This is a genomic window from Erwinia sp. E_sp_B01_1 (assembly GCF_036865545.1).
Lineage (GTDB): Bacteria > Pseudomonadota > Gammaproteobacteria > Enterobacterales > Enterobacteriaceae > Erwinia.
The window spans coordinates 3,380,799-3,403,125 of the sequence record NZ_CP142208.1 but is presented as its reverse complement, the minus strand read 5'-3'; the positions used below and the strand labels follow the sequence as shown (position 1 = coordinate 3,403,125).

Below are 22,327 nucleotides of genomic sequence, written 5' to 3'. Positions count from 1 at the left end.
AGGGAGAAAGATATGAGCTACCGCGTGACGGGCGTAGCGCTGGCCAGCGTGCTACTGTTGGGATGTGCAAGTTCCAAAACGGCGGACCAGCCTCAGCAAAGATCGGATCCGTTTGAAGGATTCAACCGGACCATGTTCAACTTCAACTACAATGTGTTGGATCCCTACGTGGTACGCCCTGCGGCGGTAGCCTGGCGTGATTACGTCCCCATGCCTGCCCGCACCGGACTCAGCAACTTTTTGGGTAACCTCAGTGAACCCTCAACGATGGTGAACTACTTTATTGAGGGCAAACCTTATAAAGCGATGATCCACTTCAACCGCTTCTTCCTGAACACCGTTCTGGGAATGGGGGGCTTCATTGATGTGGCCGGTATGGCTAACCCAAAACTTGCGAAAGAAGAGCCGCGTGGGTTTGGCAGCACCTTAGGCAATTATGGTGTGGGTTACGGACCCTACGTTGAAGTACCTGCCTATGGCAGCTTTACGCCGCGTGAGGATATTGGCGGGCTAGTGGATGATCTCTATGCGCCACTGAGCTGGCTGACCTGGTGGATGACTGCCGGCAAGTGGGTTGTGGAAGGGGTTGAAACACGAGCGCAGCTGCTGGACTCAGATGCGATCCTGCATAATTCACAGGATCCTTATGCCTTTATCAGAGCAGCCTATTTCCAGCGTCATGACTTCCTGGCCAGCGATGGCAAATTGATCCCGCAGGAAAACCCGAATGCGTCGGCGATCCAGGACGAGCTGAACGATATCGATGCAAACTAGTTTCTGCAGCCATAAAAAAGGCCTGTCATGCGACAGGCCTTTTTTGTTTCTGGCAGAGGATCAGAACTTATAGTTAAAGTTCGCGCCATACAGCCAGGCTTTACCGGTTGAGTTAAAGGTGTAATCACCTTCCTGAATGGTCACGTGCTGACCATGCATATAGGAAACACCTACGTCGACAGAGGCATCCTGGTTAAATGCATAGGAGGCACCGGCGCTCAGCCACAGACGATCCTGGTCCGGGATAGAGATGGAACGGTTTTCAGCTGGAACCGGGCTGTCATCAAAGGCGATACCGGTACGGAAAGTCCAGTTCTCATCATAGAAGTAGGAGGTTCCCAGCGCGATGCGGTAGGCATCTTTGAAGCTTTCATCTTTCTGGAACAGCGTCTGACCATTACTGCCCGTGGCTTTCAGCTCCTGGAACTGGCTCCAGCTGGTATAGGCCAGGCTGTAGTGGACAGCCCACTGCGGTGCCACTTTATGGTAGCCGGAGAGTTCCCACATTTCAGGCAGGTTCAGGGTCAGTGCACCCGGAATGGTGTTGCCATCGGTACCGTACGGCAGGCCAAGATTGGCTGCCTGATTAATCGGGTTAATATAGCCCGGTATGCTGCTCTTATAGTCGCCGTCAAAGTCGATTTTTACTTCAGAACGATAGGAGAGGCCGAAGCGGTTGTTCTCATCCACCTCGTACAGGATACCGGCGTTCCAGCCATAGCCCCACTCATCCCCTTTCAGGTGAGCAATCTGGGTATCTGCCGGCAGGCCCAGCGCCTGACCGGATTCACCCGCATAACGTTCAATTTTGGCACGGGCATAAACGGCATCAAACCCAACACCAAAACTGAAATGCTGATTAAGACGGTAGGCCGTACTTAAATTAAGGTTGAGGGTTTGCAGATCGGTTTTACCGGCATAAGGTCCAGCGGCATAGCTGTTATTAAACTCAGTAGCCAGACCATAATTTGAGGTTGCCGATGCGCCAAGCCACCACTGGTCGTTAATTGGCTGGACGTAATGAATATTGGGCACCCACTCAGCGGGCGCAATATTATTCGCATCCAGACTCTGGCCAGACGGACTGTCACCGCTGATATCCACGTCAGGGTCGATAAATACTGCACCAACAGAGAACATCGGGCGATCCATCAACGCCATAGTGGCAGGGTTGCGGCTGGCAGAAGCCGCCGTATCACCCATCGCACCTTCACCGGAATAGGCACGGCCCAGTCCGATAGAGGAAAATTCATTAAGCTGAAAGCCGGCCGCATAAACGTTCGAAGAGACAATCGCCACTGCAACAGCAAGTGCAGACTTCGCAAACAGGTTCTTATGGTTCATGACCACAACCTCATCTATCTGATTATTATTAAACTCTGTTACATAACGTAACCAGGGATCGCGGATATTAGGGACCGATCTACGGCTAACAAATCAGACCAGTGGCCCCAGTATAGGTCTGACCTGTGATGGTGTTGCAATATTGTTTTATAAATATTTCCGAATTGATCCACAAAAAGAGATCTGCTTAACAAAAACCTGTGGGTATCAAATCACCGCCCTGAGTCTGGCCTGTTTCAGATCAATTTTAACTGTGATTTTCATCACTTAATGGCCCTTTTTCGGTGAATTGACGGACAACGTTTTACGGTAAGCGTAGAGTAGTTGCCAGACATTTCACCTTCTTCCGCCTTCCACAGGCTAACCGGAGACCCCCATGACCCATGCCATTAAAAAATGCAGCGCCACTGAAACGGCCGCCTGCTGCTGTGTAGATGTTGGTACCATCATGGATAACACCGACTGTACCGCAAGCTGGAGCCAGCTGTATGAAACCCGCCAACAGGCAGAAGCGATGCTGGCGCAGCTCACCGAAAAAGCCCGTCAGGTTGAATCCGATCCCTGCGTGATTGATGCCCGCTACAGCGAACAGCCTGATGGCGTGCTGCTGGCAGCGGACTTCACCTTCAGCTGCCAGGCTGAAACGATGATTTTCCAGCTCGGCCTGCGTTAATCTTCCGTGCCGGACAATGAGTGGCAAATCACCGCTCATTGTTCCTTAAAGCGTGTGTGCTCTCGCAATTTTTCTTCAATTCCCGTGCAGATTCATCGAATCCGGTTAACCTTAGAGGTCTGACCTCTTTGGCAATGATGCCGCACAGGATTTTAAGGGTGACCAGAATGAGCACAGCGCTTCCCTTGCTGACGCGTCAGGGCGATCGCATCGCGATCGCTCACGGACTCCGCACACCTTTTGCCCGCCAGGCTACCGCGCTGCACGGCGTTCCGGCCATTGAGCTGGGACGAATGGTCGTCAGCGAACTGCTGGCACGCAGTGAATTGCCACCGGAAGCCATAGAGCAACTGATATTTGGTCAGGTGATACAAATGCCTGAAGCGCCGAATATCGCCCGTGAAATCGTGCTGGGCAGCGGCCTGAGTGTGCATACCGATGCCTATAGCGTCAGCCGGGCCTGTGCCACCAGTTTCCAGGCGGTGGCTAATCTGGCGGAGAGTCTGATGGCCGGAACGGTGCAGGCTGGCATTGCAGGTGGGGCTGACTCCTCCTCAGTTCTGCCGATTGGCGTCAGTAAAAAGCTCGGACGGGTGCTGGTCGATCTCAATAAAGCCAAAACCTTCTCGCAGAAAATGAAGCTGTTCAGCCAGCTTCGCCCGCGAGATTTGCTGCCTGTGCCTCCCGCCGTGGCAGAATATTCCACCGGCCTGCGGATGGGCGACACGGCAGAGCAAATGGCGAAAAGCCACGGTATCTCACGCCTGCAACAGGATGCTTTCGCGCATCGCTCCCATCAGCGTGCTGCCAGAGCCTGGGAATCCGGCAAGCTGACCGGAGAGGTGATGACCGCTTTTGTGCCTCCGTGGCGTAAAGCTTTTGAGCAGGACAACACTATCCGCCTGCAATCCACCCTGGAAGATTACGCCCGGCTTCGTCCGGCGTTCGATCGTAAGCATGGCACAGTAACCGCTGCTAACAGCACGCCTCTGACCGACGGAGCCGCCGCGGTGGTATTGATGACGGAATCGCGTGCCAGAGAGTTGGGGATCGTGCCGCTGGGCTACCTCAGGAGCTACGCCTTCACGGCCATTGATGTCTGGCAGGATATGCTGCTCGGCCCCTCTTATGCATCGCCGCTGGCGCTGGATCGGGCCGGGATTACCCTTAACGATCTGACGCTGATAGATATGCATGAAGCCTTTGCCTCGCAGACGCTGGCCAACCTCAAGATGTTTGCCAGTGAGCGTTTTGCCCGTGAGGTGCTGAACCGGCCCCATGCGCTGGGTGAGGTAAATGAAGAAAAATTCAACGTGCTGGGCGGCTCCATAGCCTACGGGCACCCTTTTGCCGCGACCGGGGCGAGGATGATCACCCAGACGCTCAATGAACTGCGACGCCGCGGCGGTGGGCTGGGCCTGGTTACCGCCTGCGCCGCAGGTGGTTTAGGGGCTGCAATGGTTCTGGAGGCGGAATAAGATGGAAAACACCACGGCTTTTACCCTGGCGATGAGGCTGGATAACGTTGGCGTCATAACTATTAATGTGCCTGGCGAGAAGATGAACACGCTGAAGGCGGAGTTTGCCGACCAGATTCGGGAGGTGATTGCCAAAGCACGAAGTCATCAGCGTCTTGCCGGGCTGGTGTTGATTTCAGGCAAACCGGACTCCTTTATAGCCGGAGCGGATATTTCGATGATTGCCGCCTGCAAAACGGCGGCGGAAGCGGAAGCCCTGGCGCTACAGGGACAAAAAGTCATGGCCGAAATCGCCTCGTTGTCAGTCCCGGTAGTGGCAGCCATTCACGGAGCCTGCCTCGGTGGTGGGCTTGAGCTGGCGTTAGCCTGCAATCAGCGGGTCTGCACGCTGGATGATAAAACCCGCCTGGGGCTGCCGGAAGTGCAGCTGGGCCTGCTGCCGGGGTCCGGTGGCACTCAACGTTTGCCGCGTCTGATTGGCGCCTCCCGCGCGCTGGATCTGATACTGACCGGTAAAACGCTGCGCGCGAAGCAGGCGCTGAAACTGGGCCTGGTGGAAGAAGCTGTTCCGGAAACAATTTTACTGGAAACGGCGGTAAAAATGGCGCTGAATGGCCGTAAGCCCCGCAAAACGCTGCCGCTGCGCGAGCGTCTGCTTAATGCCCCTGCCGGGCGGGCGCTGTTATTTGCCCTGGCTGCCCGGCAGACCCAGACTAAAACCCAGGGAAATTATCCCGCCACCCGCAAAATTCTCTCAGTTGTACGAACCGGCCTGCAGCAGGGCAGCAGCAGCGGTTATGCCGCTGAAGCAAAAGCGTTTGGTGAACTGGCAATGACGCCCCAGTCTGTCGCGCTGCGCAGCATTTTCTTTGCCACCACAGAGATGAAGAAAGACCGGGGGGCGAATGCTGATCCTCATGACATTAAATCCGTCGGTGTACTGGGGGGCGGTTTGATGGGCGGTGGCATCGCCTTTGTTACGGCCAGCCGCGGCGGGCTACCGGTGCGGATCAAAGACATCAAACCGGATGGCATCAACCATGCGATGAAATACAGCTGGGATCTGCTGAGTAAAAGCGTTAACCGGCGTCATATGCGTCCGGCTGAACGCCAACGTCAAATGGCGCTGATTGGCGGCGGCACCGACTATCAGGGTTTCCATCATCGTGAGGTGATTATTGAGGCCGTGTTTGAAGATCTGGTGCTGAAACAGAAGATGGTGGCCGAAGTTGAAGCCAACACTTCATCAGCCACTATTTTTGCCTCAAATACCTCCTCGCTGCCGATTGGCGATATTGCGGCTAACGCCCTGCGTCCGGAAAACGTTATCGGGCTGCACTATTTCAGTCCGGTCGACAAAATGCCCCTGGTGGAAGTGATCCCTCATGCGACCACCTCTGATGAAACTATCGCCACGGTAGTGGCACTGGCGAAGAAGCAGGGCAAAACACCGATTGTGGTGGCAGACCGTGCCGGATTCTTTGTAAACCGCATTCTGGCGCCCTATATAAATGAAGCGATGCGCTGCCTGCTGGAAGGCGAGCCCATTGAGCATATCGACCGGGCGCTGGTGAAATTCGGTTTTCCGGTCGGGCCGATTCAACTGCTGGATGAGGTGGGCATAGATGTGGGGACACATATTATGCCCGTGCTGGAGAAAGCCTGGGGGGAACGTTTCAAAGCGCCTGAGGAATTTGAAGCAGTACTGAATGACAACCGTAAAGGCCGCAAAAATGGCCGGGGGTTTTATCAGTATGGCCGGAAAAACTTCCTCAGCGGTAAAACCGTGGATAAGAGCCTCTACAAGCTTCTTAATCTGACGCCAAAAGCGCACCAGAGCGCAGAGTCGATTGCGGACCGTTGCGTCATGATGATGTTGAATGAAGCAGCCCGAACGCTGGATGAAGGCGTGATACGCTCGGCGAAAGAGGGCGATATTGGCGCAGTATTTGGCATAGGTTTTCCGCCATTTTTAGGCGGACCTTTCCGCTATATCGATCGCCTGGGCGCCATCACGGTGGTCAACACATTAGAGCGACTGAAGCAGGCGCATGGCGAACGTTTTGCGCCTTGCGAAGCTTTACAATGGCAGGCCAGCTCCGGGGAAAAGTTCTTTGACAGCAAGGTGAAATTGAATAGCCATGCGGATTCAGCGGGTTAGATTTTTGCCTCAGAATCGCGCCTTCTGGCACTGTTCTGGAAAGCGCTCATTTAGTAAACAATCGGTTGACTATACTCAAGGCATTAGGGTACAACACAGCGTTCATTCACTGAATGAAGAGTCGGGAAGCGGTTTTTTTCCGGCGTTTATGTTTAACAACAGCGGTGCATTATGCAAGTTTTCATTATGCGTCACGGCGATGCGGCATTAGATGCAGCTAGTGATTCTGTAAGACCCCTGACTCATTGCGGATGTGATGAATCACGCCAGATGGCGAACTGGCTTAACAGCCAGAAAGTGGATATCGAACGTGTATTAGTCAGCCCGTATCTGCGTGCTGAACAGACGCTTTCAACGGTACGTGAAGGCCTGACGCTGCCGGAAGGGCAGGAAGTGCTGCCTGAACTGACTCCTGGCGGCGATCCCGCGCTGGTGGCCTGCTATCTGCAGGTGCTGGCTAAAGAAGGGGTGAAGTCCGTGCTGGTGATTTCCCACCTGCCTCTGGTGGGTTACCTGGTGTCTGAACTCTGCCCGCAGGAAGCGCCGCCGATGTTTGCCACCTCTGCCATTGCCCGTATCGAATTTGATGCTGACAACAGTAGCGGCACGCTGGAGTGGCAGGTCAGCCCGTCCAGGTTGAAAAAAGCGATATAATATTGATGGGGCAGTGCTGTCCCGTCTGCCCGGAAAGGTGGTAACCCACTGGAAAGGGATATTCTGGAAGGCCGTGATCAACGGCCTTTCGCGATCTCAGGGCAGTTCAGGCGGCTGCCACTCTTCAACCTCAATCAGCACCAGCAGCGCGGCATCCCCGCCAAACAGCTTGGGCGCCTGATGAAACGCCATCACCACAGGATGCTGTGCCAGCCATAATGGCGTCTGCTGTTTCAGCACATGCTTGCCGTGCCCGTGCATCACGCTGGCGCAAAAAATATGTTCACGGCGGCAGGCTGCAATCAATGCACCCAGCTCCTCTTTTGCCTGCTTCTGCGTCAGCCCGTGCAAATCGAGAAAAATGTCCGGCGTGTAATCGCCACGGCGCAGCTTTTTCAACTCGTAATGACTGACATCACTGCGCACATAGCGCGTCGGGCCTTCTTCCGCCAGCAGCGGCTGGAACTCATCAGAAAAATAGTGGCTGGCGTCCATCTGCTCAGAAATCAGCTTTTTCTGCGGCACTTCGGTGATCTTTTTACGCGGCGGTTTGTGCACGATGGTGTCCTGTGCCAGTTTCCGGGTGCCGGTCATCAATCCGCGAAACAGCGCCTGATCTTCGGCGCTGAGGGGCTGTTTTTTACTCATCTGATTCTCATTGTCGGGCTTTAATGACGCAAAACGCCACGCATTGTCGTCTTGATTGCCCACAGTCTACCCTGAGTTGTGCACTCAAAAAACAAATGTCAGCTTTTTCACCCCGCCGCGCTGAATTATCGCCAGCTTCATGGCAAACTAGCTGCCGAGTTTTAGTAAGGCCTGTGGAGGGCACATTGGACAAAATTTTCGTTGATGAAGCAGTCAGTGAGTTGCATACCATTCAGGATATGATCCGCTGGTCGGTCAGCCGCTTTTCCGCCGCTGAGCTATGGTATGGACACGGCACCGACAATCCCTGGGACGAAGCTGTTCAGCTGGTGTTGCCCACCCTCTGGCTGCCGCTGGATATTCCTGAAGATATGCGCAGTGCGCGCCTGACTTCCAGCGAACGTCACCGTATTGTCGAGCGAGTCATTCGCCGCATCAACGAACGTATCCCGGTCGCTTACCTGACCAATAAAGCCTGGTTCTGTGGTCATGAGTTTTACGTTGATGAGCGCGTGCTGGTGCCCCGTTCCCCCATTGGTGAACTGATTAACGATCGTTTTGAAGCCCTGATCCCCCACGAGCCAAAGTACATTCTGGATATGTGTACCGGCAGCGGATGTATCGCTGTTGCCTGCGCCTATGCCTTCCCGGATGCGGAAGTGGACGCGGTGGATATCTCGTTTGATGCACTGGCGGTTGCTGAGCAAAACATTGAGGCCCACGGTCTGGTGCATAACGTCACGCCTATTCGCGCCGATCTGTTCCGCGAGCTGCCAAAAACCCCTTACGACCTGATTGTCACCAATCCCCCTTATGTGGATGAAGAGGATATGGACGATCTGCCGAACGAATACCAGCATGAGCCGGAGCTTGGCCTGGCCGCGGGCCGTGATGGGCTGAAGCTGGCGCGTCGCATTCTGGCCAATGCGCCGGATTATCTGAGCGAGCAGGGCGTACTGATTTGTGAAGTGGGCAACAGCATGGTGCATATGATCGAGCAGTACCCTGACGTGCCGTTCACCTGGCTGGAATTTGCCAACGGCGGCGACGGCGTCTTCATGCTTACCCGTCAGCAGATTGTTGATGCACAGCACCACTTTGGTATTTTCAAAGATTAAAGAAGAATAAAGAGGGCATCATGGCTGGTAACACTATTGGACAACTCTTTCGCGTCACCACTTTCGGTGAGTCTCACGGACTGGCGCTCGGCTGTATTGTTGACGGCGTGCCTCCGGGGATCCCGCTGACGGAGGTCGATTTGCAGCACGATCTGGATCGTCGTCGTCCGGGGACTTCCCGCTATACGACGCAGCGTCGCGAACCGGATCGGGTAAAAATCCTCTCAGGTGTTTTTGAAGGGGTGACCACCGGTACCAGTATCGGCCTGCTGATTGAAAATACTGACCAGCGTTCGCAGGATTACAGCGCTATCAAAGACGTGTTTCGTCCTGGTCACGCTGACTACACCTATGAGCAGAAATATGGCCTGCGGGACTATCGTGGTGGCGGGCGCTCTTCCGCCCGTGAAACCGCGATGCGCGTGGCTGCCGGAGCGATTGCTAAAAAGTATCTCGCCCTGAAGTACGGCATTAAAGTGCGTGGCTATCTGGCGCAGATTGGTGATGTTGCCTGCGAGCTGAAAGACTGGGATCAGGTAGAACAAAATCCGTTCTTCTGTCCGGATCCCGATAAAATCGAGGCGCTGGATGAACTGATGCGCGCTCTGAAAAAAGAGGGAGACTCGATTGGTGCGAAGGTTTCAGTCATGGCTGAAAACGTGCCGGTCGGTCTGGGTGAGCCGGTGTTCGATCGTCTGGATGCCGATCTGGCCCACGCGCTGATGAGCATCAACGCGGTGAAAGGCGTGGAGATTGGGGATGGTTTCGCGGTTGTCAGCCAGCGTGGCAGCGAGCACCGGGATGAGATCCGTGCCGGGGGTTTCCAGAGCAACCATGCGGGCGGTATTCTCGGTGGTATCAGCAGCGGGCAGCCGATTCTGGCTAACCTGGCGATGAAACCGACCTCAAGCATTACCGTACCGGGTAAAACCATTAACCGCTTTGGTGAAGAAGTGGAGATGATCACCAAAGGCCGTCACGATCCCTGCGTAGGGATCCGCGCAGTGCCGATCGCCGAAGCGATGATGGCGATCGTCCTGATGGATCATTTACTGCGTCAGCGCGCTCAGAACGCTGATGTCCATACGGATATCCCCCGCTGGTAACCCGATGAAAAAGACGCTGATTGCTCTTTGCGCGCTGCTGGTCAGCGCGTCCAGTTTCGCCGTAACGCCCTGGCAGTCCATTCGCCAGCCGATAAGCGGTGCACCCCAGTCTATCGGGCAGTTTGCCAATGGCTGTATTGTGGGCGCACAGGCACTGCCGCTTGAGGCGCCTGAGTATCAGGTGATGCGACAGGATCAGCGTCGTTATTACGGCCATCCGGATTTAATTCTGTTTATTCAGCGCCTGAGTACCCAGGTTCATAACCTGCAGCTTGGCGAAGTGCTGATTGGCGATATGGGCATGGCTGCGGGCGGGCGTTTCAGTAGCGGTCACGCCAGTCATCAGTCCGGCCTGGATGTGGATATCTGGCTTCAGCTCCCTGCCACGCGCTGGACGTCCCAAATGTTGTTGAAGCCACAGCCGCTGGATTTAGTCGCGGCGAATGGAAAAAATGTGGTGGCACGCCACTGGCAGCCTGAGATTGACAGCCTGATTAAGTTGGCGGCGAAAGACAACGACGTCACGCGTATCTTCGTCAATCCTGCAATTAAAAAGCAGCTTTGTGCTGATGCGGGTGTGGATCGTGACTGGCTGCGTAAAGTCCGGCCCTGGTTTGGTCATCGCGCCCATATGCACGTGCGTCTGCGTTGCCCTACAGGCAGCATGGAGTGTCAGGACCAGCCTGCGCCTCCGGCCGGTGATGGCTGTGGTGCTGAGCTGGAAAGCTGGTTCCTGCCTGCAAAACCAGGCACGGGCGCGCCAGTGAAGCGTGAGCCACCACCGTTACCGCCTTCCTGTCAGGCACTGCTGGATAAACATTTGCTCTAGGGATCAAAGATGGATTGGTTTGTAATCAGCCCGCTGCTGGTTGGGCTGCTGTTTTTTGTTGCCATGCTGGCAGGTTTTATCGATTCGATTGCGGGCGGTGGGGGATTGTTAACGGTTCCTGCGCTGATGTCTGTTGGCCTCTCTCCGGCTCAGGCTATTGCCACCAACAAATTGCAGTCGGTAGGCGGATCCTTTTCCGCCAGCCTCTATTTTGTCCGCCGAAAAGCGGTCAATCTTGCTGAGCAGAAGCTCAACATTGCCATGACCTTTATCGGTGCGGTGACCGGGGCGATTCTGATCCAGCATATTCAGGCTGAGATCCTGCGCCAGGTTCTGCCGCTGCTGCTGATTACTATCGGGCTCTATTTTCTGCTGATGCCGAAAATCGGCGAAGAAGATCGTCAGCGCCGGCTTCACGGTCTGCCTTTTGCGCTGGTGGCCGGGGGCTGCGTCGGATTTTATGACGGCTTCTTTGGCCCCGGTGCCGGCTCTTTTTATGCGCTGGCCTTTGTCACCCTGTGCGGCTTTAATCTGGCGAAATCCACCGCGCACGCCAAAGTGCTGAACTTCACGTCCAATTTTGGCGGCCTGCTGTTCTTTATGTTCGGCGGCAAAGTGGTGTGGGGAACCGGTCTGGTGATGCTGGTAGGCGCAATTTGCGGCGCGCGGATGGGCGCACGCATGGTCCTGAGCCGTGGCCAGACGCTGATCCGCCCGATGGTGGTCATCGTCTCAGCGGTAATGAGTGCCAAACTGCTGTACGACAGCCACGGTGCGGCAATTGCCGCCTGGTGTCGCCATCTCTTTGGCTGACGGTGGCTGGCAGAAGGATCTGCCCAATTTCTCTGGTGCAGGCAGGTAAAACGAGTCAGAACTCTCAGAAGATAAGTAAAATGAACGCGACCCACCACTATCCCCAGCTGATCGACATCTTCGATCGCTGCTTTTTTAATGATTTTCAGACACGCCTGATTAAAGGCGATGACGAACCCATCTATCTTCCTGCCGATGAAGAAGTGGATTACCACCGCGTGGTGTTTGCCCACGGTTATTACGCCAGCGCGCTGCATGAAATTTCGCACTGGTGTATTGCCGGAGCAGAGCGGCGTAAGCAGGTCGATTTTGGCTACTGGTATTGCCCGGACGGGCGCGATGCCATGACGCAAAACCAGTTCGAAGCGGTGGAAGTGAAACCGCAATCGCTGGAGTGGATGTTTTGTGTTGCGGCGGGGTTTCCCTTCAATGTAAGTTGTGACAATCTCAACGGGGATTGTGAGCCGGATCGCATCGCGTTTCAGCGTAAAGTCCATGCTCAGGTAATGACGCATCTGGAACAGGGCCTTGCTGCCCGTCCAGCCCGTTTTATTGCTGAACTCTGCTCGTATTACTCAACGCCCCCGCTGACGGCGGCACAGTTTCCCTGGCCGGAAGATCTGTGACGGACGGGGAAGGAACGGATAAGGAATTGTATGATCGATGAATTTGAGGCGCGTATCCTGGCCCTGATCGACGACATGGTGGAAAGCGCCAGTGACGACGAGCTGTTTGCCAGTGGTTATCTGCGTGGGCACCTGACGCTGGCCGTGGCGGAAATCGAGCTGACGGGCGAACACACGGCAGAAGCTTTGCAGATTCAGGTGCAGAAAAGCCTGCAAAATGCCATTCAGGCGGGTGAACTCTCACCGCGTGACCAGGCGCTGGTAATCGGTATGTGGGACAACCTGTTCCTGCAGGCCCGTCAGTCAGCCTGAAAACCAGGCGGCCATCGTGTCGCCTGGCTTTATTTCACCGGCTTATTTCACCGCTTTTCCCTTGAGTAACTTTCTGACCCAGTAACGATTTGGATGCATCGCGCCCAGCGTATCAGCATCAAGCGGGATCGGTTCGCCACACAGTTCTGCCGCCAGCACTTCTGCTGCCAGCGGGCCACTGCATAATCCCCTTGAACCCAGAGCACCCAGCACAAACACGCCTCTGTGCACCGGGGCAGGCTGCGCGCCCTCTTTTTCCTGTGAGAGGCTGGCATACTGTTCCAGCGTTTGCTGATAATCCGGCAGCGGGCCAAACATCGGCAAATGATCGCGGGAAGCACAACGAACGCCACAGCGGGCATCCCCGGCGCTGACATCCACCTCTTTCGCCCAGTCTGCATCCGGCAGGCAGCGTATCAGCCGCTCACGGTTCTCCTGCTGATCCTCTTCGCGGTAAGCCGCAGAGCTGTCAGCACGGTGATAGCTGGCGCCGATACAGTGATGCAGATTGTGGGGATTGACCGGCGTCAGGTAACCGTCATAGCACAGCACCTGCTTAAGCTGTCCCAGCGCTGGCGCTGTAGGAATATGGCTGACCTGACCGCCGACCGCATAGGCCGGCAGTTTTTCACTCTGCGCAAACGAGGCCAGCGTATGGCCGGTGGCCAGCACAACATTGGCATGTTCACGGCTGGGCTGCCCCTCGAACAGCAATTGCCAGCGATGATTCAACTCAACGTTGGGTGACGTTCCCCGCGCCTCTTCAGGCAGGTCGCCTGAAGGCAACATTGACTCTGATTCCCCTTCAGGCAGATCGCCTGAAGGCAATGTTGCTTCTGATTCCCCTTCAGTCTGAACCTGTAGAGGAACATCAGCGGGCTCAAACGCAGTCAATTTGTGCGACCAGTGGATCTCCAGCCCCTGCTGACAGGCCAGTTCAAACAGCGCAGGGGTCAACTGGCCCGGAGAGAGCCAGCCGCCCAGCGGATAGGTTATACCGCCACAGCCCGTTTCAACCCCACACAGGGCTTCTGCTTCCGCCGTCGACACTTCACGGGCTATCGCTTCCGGCAGGCCCATCGCCAGCAGGCGGCCAATTTTTTCGCTGCTTTTCTCATCCCAGCCCAGCTGGGTCACGCCGCACCAGTCATGGTCAAATTTCACGGTCAGGCTGTCATAAAGCCGGCGGGCAAAGGTAAATGCGCTGGGGAAAAAACGCGCCAGCGCCGGATCGTGCTGATTAATCAGCGGATAGAGCGCGCCCTGGCGGTTGCCCGAAGCGCCTTGCGCAGGCTGAGCATCCGCACAATATAAGGTCACTTTTTTGCCGCGACGCAGTAATGCCAGCGCCAGAAGGGCGCTGGCAATGCCTCCGCCAATCAGGGCAATATCCTCACCCTGAGCTGCGGGACGGGAATACCAGGGCATATGTGCCGGGTTGTTGATCTCGTCGTCCAGCGAGCCGCACAGCATCTCGCGCTTAGGACCAAAGCCTTTACTACGGATCACGGTAAAGCCCGCTTCTTTTAGCCCACGACGAACAAAACCGGCAGCGGTGAAGGTTGCAAAGGTGCAACCTTTACGGGCGAGCTTTGCCATACAGGCGAAAAGTTCCGGCGTCCACATGTCGGGATTTTTTGAAGGGGCGAAACCATCCAGGAACCAGGCATCCACCTGGTGGCGCAGAGTGTCATCAAAAGTGTGGATCAGCTGATTAATATCGCCAAACCACAGGTCGAGCGTAATACGACCCCCGTCGAGCAATACCCTGTGACAGCCGGGCAGGGCAACCGGCCACTGCGCCTGTAACGCCGCTGCATAATCCGCCAGTTCAGGCCAGTGGGCCTGGGCGCTGGCTAAATCCGTGACATTTAAAGGATATTTCTCACAGCTGATAAAGTGTAAACGCTGTAACTTAGCTTCGGGGTGTGTTTCACGAAAACGATCAAACGTCTGCCACAGGGTTAAAAAATTCAGCCCGGTGCCAAATCCCGTCTCGGCGACGATAAATAAATCGCGCGGATGGTGAGCAAAACGATCGGGCAGTTGATTGCCGCCCAGGAACACATGGCGGGTTTCTTCCAGCCCATTCTCGTTTGAAAAATAGACGTCGCCAAAAGCTCGGGATACAGGTGTACCCTGTTCATTCCAGCTTAGTTCGGCATGCTCGATCGGGGTCGTTTTCAAGGTAAAAGCTCAGTTATCAGGGATGACGCGATTGTAACGGTGTGAGCTGGCCCACGCAAATTTACAAAAGTTAAGCGCTGATCGGACTTGTTCGGCGTACAACTGTAAGCTAAAGTGCCTGTCGAATCCTAATATAAGCAGTGAATGAGGTATTGAATGAAACGTGCAGTGATTACTGGCCTGGGTATCGTTTCCAGCATAGGTAATAACCAGGAAGAAGTTCTGGCGTCTTTGCGTGAAGGTCGTTCCGGCATTACCTTTTCTCAGGAGCTGAAAGATTCCGGTATGCGTAGTCACGTCTGGGGTAACGTCAAGCTGACTAAAGACGAAATCTCCAGTGTCATCGATCGCAAAATTTTGCGTTTTATGAGCGATGCGTCCATTTATGCCTACATCTCTATGCTGGAAGCGGTTAAAGATTCCGGCCTGACCGTTGAGCAGTATCAGAACAACCCACGCGTGGGTCTGGTAGCAGGTTCCGGCGGCGGTTCACCTTTCTATCAGGCTGCCAGCGTTGACGGAATGCGTGCAAAAGGTCTGCGCGGCGTTGGCCCTTATATGGTCACCAAAGCTATGGCTTCTGGCGTTTCTGCCTGCCTGGCAACTCCGTTTAAAATTCACGGCGTGAACTACTCCATCAGCTCCGCCTGTGCGACTTCCGCTCACTGTATCGGTAACGCAGTAGAGCAGATCCAGCTTGGCAAACAGGATGTGGTGTTTGCTGGCGGCGGCGAAGAGCTGTGCTGGGAAATGTCCTGTGAGTTCGACGCGATGGGCGCGCTGTCCACCAAGTATAATGAATCACCGGAAAAAGCTTCCCGTACTTACGATACCAGCCGTGACGGCTTTGTTATCGCTGGCGGCGGCGGCATGGTGGTGGTTGAAGAGCTGGAACACGCTCTGGCACGTGGCGCACACATCTATGCAGAAGTGGTTGGCTACGGCGCAACGTCTGACGGCGCGGACATGGTTGCACCATCGGGCGAAGGTGCCATGCGCTGTATGCGTCTGGCTATGGCCGATGTGGACACCCCAATCGACTACCTGAACACCCACGGCACCTCCACGCCGGTGGGCGATGTGAAGGAGCTGGGTGCTATCCGTGAAGTGTTCAAAGACACCACTCCGGCAATGTCTGCTACCAAAGCCATGACCGGTCACTCTCTGGGTGCCGCTGGCGTGCAGGAAGCCATCTACTCACTGCTGATGCTGGAGCATGGATTTATCGCCCCAAGCATCAACATCGATGAGCTGGATGCGGCTGCAGAAGGGCTGAACATCGTGACCAAACCGACCGAGCAGAAGCTGACTACTGTGATGTCTAACAGCTTCGGTTTCGGCGGCACCAACGCCACGCTGGTGATGCGCAAGCTGGCTTAACGGCTGATTGCTGCTGTTGCCTGTGGTTCAAACGCCTGATGATTTTCATCAGGCGTTTTTGTTTTTGGCAGCGTTAAAAAAACGGTGGATTTGCCATACAGCAGGCGCTGTTGCCAACGGCTTCATCCGGAAAATTTATTTGCTGGTTTCTTCGCGCTTATGCATTGGCCGCCGCTTTTTCGGCAACCCGGCGACCACCAGATCGTAAGACTCTTCCACCAGCTGCCGCACCAGTCCTTCGGTGATTTGCTCACCTGCATAGATTGAGATCCAGTGGCGCTTATTCATATGGTATGCCGCGTGAATACTGTCGTAGATCACCCGGTGCAGTTCGCCATCCTGAGGGCGGCATTTAAGGTTAACTATCCTCTCGCCGCGCACCTGCGCCAGCAGCGCAAACATTTTGCCACGCACCTTAAACACCTCATACTCCGGCCCGAACGGATAGCAAAGTTCCGCTGCCGGTAACGCCGCAGCGATCTTAATTGCTGCCTGCTGAATCTGTTTTCCGTCCATCGTCGTCCTCTCTTAATTGTTTCCCTACATTTCCACCCGGATGCACCTTCAGCAATATATCAGTGTTAAAGCCGCTGTGGGTCATCAGTGCCGCGATCATAGCGTCGAACACCGCCAGCACGCTGATAATTGAGGTGGTGGCCAGCATTTTTAGTGGATCGATCTCCTGAGTTTTCGGCATCAGCAGCAGCAGGTCTGCGGCCTGCGCAATGGCGGAAGCCGCATTTTCGGTGACGCTGACAAGCGTGGTGCCTTTGCTTTTCAGCGTCGGCAGCAGCCGCGTAAGCTCGTCGGAGTTGCCGCCGCGTGACAGCATAATCAGCACATCGTCAGCCCGCAGAAAGCCGATATCCCCGTGGGCGGCATCGGCCGCGCTGAGCCAGATGGCGGGATGCTCAATACAGGCCAGCATATGAGCAATTTTTCGCGCCGCGATACCAGAAGTGCCGATGCCGGTAACGGCAATTTTTCCCCGACAGGTTGCCAGCACGTTGAGGATCGCCAGCCACTGCTGGCGGTCGAGCTGGCGCTCCAGGTCACTCAACGCCCGGCGATAAACTTCCCAGCCGCCGGTGGCCTGTTGCCAGCTCTGTTCCGCGTCCATCAGGCCTCCTGCATCATATGGCGATATTTCATATGGTCGTGGTACATCTCGCGGAATACCCGGTACTTCTGATCGTAATAGCGCTTGATCTCATTGGTTTGCGGCGTGACGGTTTTACCGATGCGGCTCATGGCATTCATCGCTTCAGGCAGAGAGTCATAGGCTCCGGCAGCCACGGTACCCATCATGGCGCTACCCAGCAGCATAGCTTCGCTCTCTTCCGGTAGCAGCATGGCGCAGCCGGTCGCATTGGCATGTTCCTGCACAAACAGCGGATTTTTAGTGCCGCCGCCGCTGGCCATGATGGTATCAATGCTGTAACCGGTCTGATTCATGGTTTCAATGATGTGCCTTGCGCCCAGCGCGATGGCCTGAAGGGTAGCCAGATAATGCAGTGCCATATCTTCAGGCGTGCGGGAAAGCTTAAGCCCGGTGAGGATCCCGGTCAGATTGGGATTCGCCCTTGGCGAGCGGTTGCCGTGGAAGTAGGGCAGCATATGAATATCCCGGGTCAGGAAAGCAATCTTCTCCGGTTCGCCCGCCATTTTTCTCAGCAGGTTGTTCAGCACTTCATAGATCGTTTTGCCCTGTGCTGTGCCCCGATCGCGTAGCGTGGCGTAGCAGGGATGAGACTGGATCATATGATCTATCAGCGCACCCGTGGCCGACTGTCCGCCTTCATTCAGCCAGAAGTCCGGCAGAATGGCCGAGTAGTAGGGGCCCCAGACGCCTTTAATGAACCTTGGCTCTTTTGAGATAGCCATATGGCCGGTGGAGGTACCGCCAATCAGCGCGATCCTCCGGTCAAAATCGGCATGTTCTCCGGAAGCACCTGCCGCGCCCAGCGTGCCCAGGCTTCCTGCATGGGCATCAATTATCGACACGCTGACGGCGGTGCCGGGCAGCAGGCCCAGCTCGGTGGCGGCGCGCTGCGTCAGACCCTGACCCAGGGGTTCGCCCATGGTTTTCACGTCGCGGCCAATCTTTGCCGCATCATGTTCAAGCAGATCTTCCAGACCAGCCTGGCGGAAGTAGCTCTCATCCCAGCGATTTTCATGGCCCATGTAGGTCCATTTACAGACCAGGGAACAGAGCGAGCGGGTTTCATCCTGCGTGGCGCGCCAGGTCAGGAAGTCCGGCAAATCAAACAGGTGGCCGATATTCTGCCAGCTGTTTGGCATATGCTGCTTCAGCCAGAGTAGCTTTGGGGTCTGCATCTCAGGGGAGATTACGCCGCCCACATAATCGAGCACCCGGTGTTGCAGCGCATTGAGCCGTTCAGCCTGAGAAATGGCGCGGTGATCCATCCAGACAATAATATTTTGTTCACTGCGTCCGGAAGGACTGACCGTCAGCGGCTTGCCCTCTTTATCCAGCACCACCAGCGAGCAGGTGGCATCAAAACCGATCCCTTTAATCTGCACCGGATTGATGTTGCTCTGATTCACGGCGTCCCGTACCGCCTGGCAAACCGCCTGCCAGATATTGTCTGAAGACTGCTCCACAAAGTCGGCCTGCGGGCGAAAAAGTTCAATCTCCCGGCTGGCCTGACCCATCATCCTGCCCCTGAGATCGAAAATACCCGCTCTCGCGCTGCCGGTCCCCACATCCACACCCAGATAGTAACTTGTCATTGTCAGCCTCGGCCTCTGCGATTCTGTAACGCAATAAACAGGATAAGTACGCCGCCCCAGAGCGCCATCGTCAGATAGCTGCTCACGCCCAGCAGATTCAGCCCACTTTCCAGCATTTGTAAGACGATCAGCGCCAGCACCAGCCCGATCACCCGGCCAAATCCGCCCTCCGGATTCACGCCGCCCAGCACCGAAGCCAGGATGGTCACCAGCAGCCAGGATTCGCCATAGCCCGCTTTGGCGGAGTTAAACATCGACATCATCAGTAAAGCCGCCCCCCAGCTTAAAAGAGCGGAGAAAATGTAGACAATGATCTGCACCTTTGCGGTGTTCACTCCGCTGAAGCGCGTGGCCTGTTCGTTAGATCCCAGCAGGTAGATGCTGCGGCCCAGCGTAGTCTGCTCCAGTAAAACCCACAGCCCGAAAGCCACCAGCAGGAACAGCAGCAGGGCAAAGGGCACGCCAAAAATATCCCCGTTGCCGAGAAACTGAATCAGCGGGGGGAAGCCTGAAATCACCGCGCCGTTGGACAGCAGAATATTCAGCCCGGCGATCAGCGTCATGGTGCCCAGCGTGGCAAGAATAGGCGACACGCCGACTACCGCGATCAGCAGGCCGTTCAGCGTGCCTATCAGCACCGCCAGCAGCGCACCGGCAATCAGCGCCAGCAGCAGAAACAGCGGCTGGCCGGGATGCGCAACGATAATTGCCCCCATCAACAGCGAACAGGCATTGGCGCTGGCGATGATCGACAAATTAATCCCACCGGTCAGCATGGTCAGTCCCATACCCAGTGCCAGCAGGCCCAGCACCGGCAACTGCGTGGCGATCGACTGGAAGTTGCCGGTGCTGAAGAACCGGCCACCAAGCGTGAAGGAGAACAGGACCAGCACTATCACCATCATCAACAGTTGCAGGCGAATAATGCGGTCACCGGGTAACATTTTGTTCAGGGTGTTCATATCAGATCCCCTTCGCCAGTTTGCGCTTTTCGTTCCACGCGGTGGCGCTGACGCTGACCAGAATAATCAGGCCGCTGAATACCATATGCCAGTAGGAAGAGACGGCCAGCAAGGTCAGGCCATTTTGCAGGAAGGCCAACAGCAAAACCCCCAGCAGCGTCCCGATCAGCGTACCGCGCCCTCCGGTCATGCTGGTGCCTCCAAGCACTACGGCTGCCAGTACGGTCAGCTCATAACCGACCAGTGAATTAGGCGCCACGGATTGGGTCGTCTGCGCCTGAACCACGGCTGCCACACCAGCCAGCAGGCCCATATAGCCATAGACGTAAAAATGCAGCGTCAGCAGGTTCATTCCAAGACGGGAGGCAGACTCACGGTTTCCCCCCATCGCGTAGATTTGCCTGCCGAGCCGCGTATAACGCATCAGCACACCGGTCAGCACAAACACCGCCAGCAGGCAGAGCAGCGGTAACGTCAGCCCATATTCATAGCCGTCAGCAGCGGTAAAGGAGAACCAGTTAATACCGTTCATAAACCAGTCAGGGAAACCGTAGAGCCAGGTGCCGTTGGTGAACCAGACCAGCAGGCCGTAGAACAGGTTCAGGGTGGCGATGGTGATAATAATGGCGGGTACACGCAGGAAATAAACCAGCGCGCCATTGATCAGGCCCAGCACCAGCCCGCAGCCCGTGGCGACAGCAAAAATCATCAGGAAGTTGCCGCCGTGTGCCAGCAGCGTGCTGGCCATCACATACTGTGCAATCGCCGTCATCGCCGGGAAGGAGATATCGATGCCTCCGGCGATCAGCACCACAAACAGCCCACAGGCAAGAATGCCCAGAATGGCATAGCTGGTGGCCACATCGGTCAGGTTACCCAGGGTTAAAAATTCGCTGGTACGCAGGCTCAGACCCAGGCCCAGCAGCAGGATTAGCATCCCCAGCCAGAACTCATGGTGGCCGATAAGATGACGCAATTTGTTATTCATTCACCACCTCTGCAATCTCCTCTTCCCGGCACTGATGTGGTGCGAAACTGGCGACCAGTTCCCCTTTGCGCATCACTAACACGCGATGGCTGTTGTAATAGGCTTCCGGGATTTCATCGCAAATCATCAGCACCGCCATCCCGGACTCCGCCAGGTCGCGGGCAATACGGTAAATTCCCTCTTTATTGGCGATATCCACGCCCACGGTAGGGGAGTCCAGAATCAGTACCCTGGGTTCAGTAGCGACCCATTTGGCAATGGCAACACGCTGCGCGTTGCCACCGGAAAGCGTCTGGACCGGCAGCTGGCTGTCTGAGACTTTGATATTCAGTTTACGGATCAGACTGGCGACCTGATGGCGGGCTTTGGCTTTATCCATCAGCCCGGCCCGGTTGTGAAGGCGATTAAAAACGGGCACCAGCATGTTGTCGAAAATCGACTGCTGCATCACCAGGCCCTGGCTCTGACGGTCTTCTGAGACATAAGCAATGCCCTGACGGATCGCTTCCCGGTTGCTGTGCAGCCTGACGGTCTGGCCCTCAACGCTGATCTCGCCGCTGTCCGGCTGAGTCATGCCAAACAGCGACAGGCAAAGTTCTGTCCGTCCCGCGCCCAGCAGCCCCACGATGGAGGTAATCTCACCGCGGCGCAGGCTAAGGTTGATGGCGTGATACTGGCCTTTACGCGACAGATTGCGCACTTCCAGCAGCGGCGTTTCGCTTTTGTCTGCCCGCTCCGGCAGGTGGCTGAAGGCAAAGCGCTGGCCGGTCATCAGGAACGCCAGCTCATCGCTGTTGAGATCCTGGGCTTGCCAGGTGCCAACCAGCTTGCCGTCGCGCATCACGCTGATGCGATCGGCCACTTCCATCACTTCATCCAGCTTGTGGCTGACAAAGACCACACAGATGCCGGCAGCCTTCAGTTCACTGACTACCCGCAGCAGGCCATTGACCTCATGACGGGTCAGCGAGGCGGTAGGTTCATCCATGATCACCAGGCTGGCATCCGCAGCCAGCGCCCGGCAGATAGCCACTAACTGACGATCGGCAATCGAGAGCTTCTCCACTTTTCTGTCCGGATCCAGCGTCACGCCGATGCGTTTAAGGGTATCCACGGCCAGCTTGCGCATCGCCCCACGGTTAACCCAGAATCCGCCGCCGGGCAGATAGCGGTGAACGGCAATGTTCTCCGCCACCGTGAGATTGGGGAACAGCGACAGGTCCTGGTAAATGACCTGCACGCCGTAAAAAGCAGAAAGTGAAGGGGTGAGATGGCCGAACAGCTTGCCATCAATCCCAATGTGCGATCCTTTGTCGGGATGGTAGACCCCGGAGATCACTTTGATCAGCGTACTTTTTCCACAGCCGTTTTGCCCGGCCAGGCAGTGAACTTCGCCTTTATTCAGGGTCAGGCTGACGCTATCCAGTGCCCGGACGCCGGGAAAGGATTTGCTGATTTTTTCAAGCGAGAGAAAGGTTTGCGACATAGATTACCCCAGGAATATCACCAGGCAGTCTGGT

General features: G+C 55.8%; 21 protein-coding genes. 12 read left to right on the top strand and 9 right to left on the bottom strand.

Annotated elements, in window-relative coordinates; translation table 11 throughout:
- The first annotated feature begins 12 nt into the window (after positions 1 to 12).
- Positions 13 to 774, top strand: coding sequence for a phospholipid-binding lipoprotein MlaA (gene mlaA / locus VRC33_RS15930; protein ID WP_338557287.1), 762 nt, complete (start codon positions 13 to 15; stop codon positions 772 to 774).
- 60 nt (positions 775 to 834) lie between these two features.
- Here the strand turns inward: mlaA and fadL are convergent, their stop codons facing one another.
- The gene (gene fadL / locus VRC33_RS15925; RefSeq protein WP_338557286.1) at positions 835 to 2,118 is read right to left on the bottom strand and encodes a long-chain fatty acid transporter FadL; all 1,284 of its coding nucleotides are present in this window, start codon (positions 2,116 to 2,118) and stop codon (positions 835 to 837) included.
- Between the two features lie 376 nt (positions 2,119 to 2,494).
- Here fadL and VRC33_RS15920 point away from each other — a divergent pair, with 376 nt between their 5' ends.
- The 4 genes from VRC33_RS15920 to sixA all read left to right on the top strand — a co-directional run bounded on the left by VRC33_RS15920 (position 2,495) and on the right by sixA (position 7,084).
- Positions 2,495 to 2,791, top strand: coding sequence for a YfcZ/YiiS family protein (locus VRC33_RS15920; protein WP_338557285.1), 297 nt, complete (start codon positions 2,495 to 2,497; stop codon positions 2,789 to 2,791).
- 167 nt (positions 2,792 to 2,958) lie between these two features.
- Complete coding sequence (fadI, locus tag VRC33_RS15915; RefSeq protein WP_338557284.1) at positions 2,959 to 4,269, top strand: acetyl-CoA C-acyltransferase FadI; 1,311 nt, start codon at positions 2,959 to 2,961, stop codon at positions 4,267 to 4,269.
- A 1-nt stretch (position 4,270) separates the two neighbouring features.
- Entirely contained in the window at positions 4,271 to 6,430 is a 2,160-nt protein-coding gene (gene fadJ, locus VRC33_RS15910) for a fatty acid oxidation complex subunit alpha FadJ (protein WP_338557283.1), read from the top strand.
- A 171-nt stretch (positions 6,431 to 6,601) separates the two neighbouring features.
- Positions 6,602 to 7,084 (top strand): phosphohistidine phosphatase SixA, encoded by a 483-nt coding sequence (gene sixA / locus VRC33_RS15905; protein ID WP_338557282.1) that lies wholly within the window; start codon positions 6,602 to 6,604, stop codon positions 7,082 to 7,084.
- A 96-nt stretch (positions 7,085 to 7,180) separates the two neighbouring features.
- Here sixA and smrB read toward each other — a convergent pair whose 3' ends face one another.
- Complete coding sequence (gene smrB / locus VRC33_RS15900) at positions 7,181 to 7,732, bottom strand: endonuclease SmrB (RefSeq protein ID WP_338557281.1); 552 nt, start codon at positions 7,730 to 7,732, stop codon at positions 7,181 to 7,183.
- Between the two features lie 185 nt (positions 7,733 to 7,917).
- Between smrB and prmB the strand changes: the two genes are divergently transcribed.
- From prmB to VRC33_RS15870, 6 genes are all read left to right on the top strand, one after another.
- Positions 7,918 to 8,850, top strand: coding sequence for a 50S ribosomal protein L3 N(5)-glutamine methyltransferase (gene prmB, locus VRC33_RS15895; RefSeq protein ID WP_338557280.1), 933 nt, complete (start codon positions 7,918 to 7,920; stop codon positions 8,848 to 8,850).
- 20 nt (positions 8,851 to 8,870) lie between these two features.
- Positions 8,871 to 9,956: a chorismate synthase gene (gene aroC / locus VRC33_RS15890; protein ID WP_338557279.1), complete on the top strand. Its 1,086-nt coding sequence runs from the start codon at positions 8,871 to 8,873 to the stop codon at positions 9,954 to 9,956.
- Between the two features lie 4 nt (positions 9,957 to 9,960).
- Positions 9,961 to 10,785: a penicillin-insensitive murein endopeptidase gene (mepA, locus tag VRC33_RS15885; RefSeq protein ID WP_338557278.1), complete on the top strand. Its 825-nt coding sequence runs from the start codon at positions 9,961 to 9,963 to the stop codon at positions 10,783 to 10,785.
- Between the two features lie 9 nt (positions 10,786 to 10,794).
- A complete protein-coding gene (locus tag VRC33_RS15880; RefSeq protein ID WP_338557277.1) occupies positions 10,795 to 11,598 on the top strand; it encodes a sulfite exporter TauE/SafE family protein in 804 nt (267 codons plus the stop codon).
- Between the two features lie 80 nt (positions 11,599 to 11,678).
- Positions 11,679 to 12,224, top strand: coding sequence for an elongation factor P hydroxylase (locus VRC33_RS15875; protein ID WP_338557276.1), 546 nt, complete (start codon positions 11,679 to 11,681; stop codon positions 12,222 to 12,224).
- A 30-nt stretch (positions 12,225 to 12,254) separates the two neighbouring features.
- The gene (locus VRC33_RS15870; RefSeq protein WP_338557275.1) at positions 12,255 to 12,536 is read left to right on the top strand and encodes a YfcL family protein; all 282 of its coding nucleotides are present in this window, start codon (positions 12,255 to 12,257) and stop codon (positions 12,534 to 12,536) included.
- A 42-nt stretch (positions 12,537 to 12,578) separates the two neighbouring features.
- On the opposite strand, the gene mnmC is transcribed toward VRC33_RS15870, so the two are convergent.
- Entirely contained in the window at positions 12,579 to 14,723 is a 2,145-nt protein-coding gene (mnmC, locus tag VRC33_RS15865; RefSeq protein WP_338557274.1) for an FAD-dependent 5-carboxymethylaminomethyl-2-thiouridine(34) oxidoreductase MnmC, read from the bottom strand.
- A 156-nt stretch (positions 14,724 to 14,879) separates the two neighbouring features.
- On the opposite strand from mnmC, the gene fabB reads away from it, so the two are divergent.
- Positions 14,880 to 16,103, top strand: coding sequence for a beta-ketoacyl-ACP synthase I (gene fabB, locus VRC33_RS15860; protein WP_338557273.1), 1,224 nt, complete (start codon positions 14,880 to 14,882; stop codon positions 16,101 to 16,103).
- Positions 16,104 to 16,238: 135 nt separating this feature from the next.
- On the opposite strand, the gene VRC33_RS15855 is transcribed toward fabB, so the two are convergent.
- From VRC33_RS15855 to VRC33_RS15830, 6 genes are read right to left on the bottom strand one after another with little or no spacing between them, the layout of a single operon-like run.
- Entirely contained in the window at positions 16,239 to 16,619 is a 381-nt protein-coding gene (locus tag VRC33_RS15855; RefSeq protein WP_338557272.1) for an MmcQ/YjbR family DNA-binding protein, read from the bottom strand.
- Positions 16,585 to 17,223: an SIS domain-containing protein gene (locus VRC33_RS15850; RefSeq protein ID WP_338557271.1), complete on the bottom strand. Its 639-nt coding sequence runs from the start codon at positions 17,221 to 17,223 to the stop codon at positions 16,585 to 16,587. Before VRC33_RS15850 ends, VRC33_RS15855 begins: the two co-directional genes overlap by 35 nt.
- Positions 17,223 to 18,857 (bottom strand): FGGY-family carbohydrate kinase, encoded by a 1,635-nt coding sequence (locus tag VRC33_RS15845; RefSeq protein WP_338557270.1) that lies wholly within the window; start codon positions 18,855 to 18,857, stop codon positions 17,223 to 17,225. Before VRC33_RS15845 ends, VRC33_RS15850 begins: the two co-directional genes overlap by 1 nt.
- Positions 18,858 to 18,859: 2 nt before the next feature.
- On the bottom strand, positions 18,860 to 19,819 hold the full coding sequence (locus tag VRC33_RS15840) for an ABC transporter permease (RefSeq protein WP_338557269.1): 960 nt from the start codon (positions 19,817 to 19,819) through the stop codon (positions 18,860 to 18,862).
- A gap of 1 nt (position 19,820) precedes the next feature.
- Positions 19,821 to 20,807, bottom strand: coding sequence for an ABC transporter permease (locus tag VRC33_RS15835; RefSeq protein ID WP_338557268.1), 987 nt, complete (start codon positions 20,805 to 20,807; stop codon positions 19,821 to 19,823).
- Positions 20,800 to 22,293 (bottom strand): sugar ABC transporter ATP-binding protein, encoded by a 1,494-nt coding sequence (locus VRC33_RS15830; RefSeq protein ID WP_338557267.1) that lies wholly within the window; start codon positions 22,291 to 22,293, stop codon positions 20,800 to 20,802. The genes VRC33_RS15835 and VRC33_RS15830 overlap by 8 nt, the downstream gene beginning before the upstream one ends.
- Between the last annotated feature and the right edge of the window lie 34 nt (positions 22,294 to 22,327).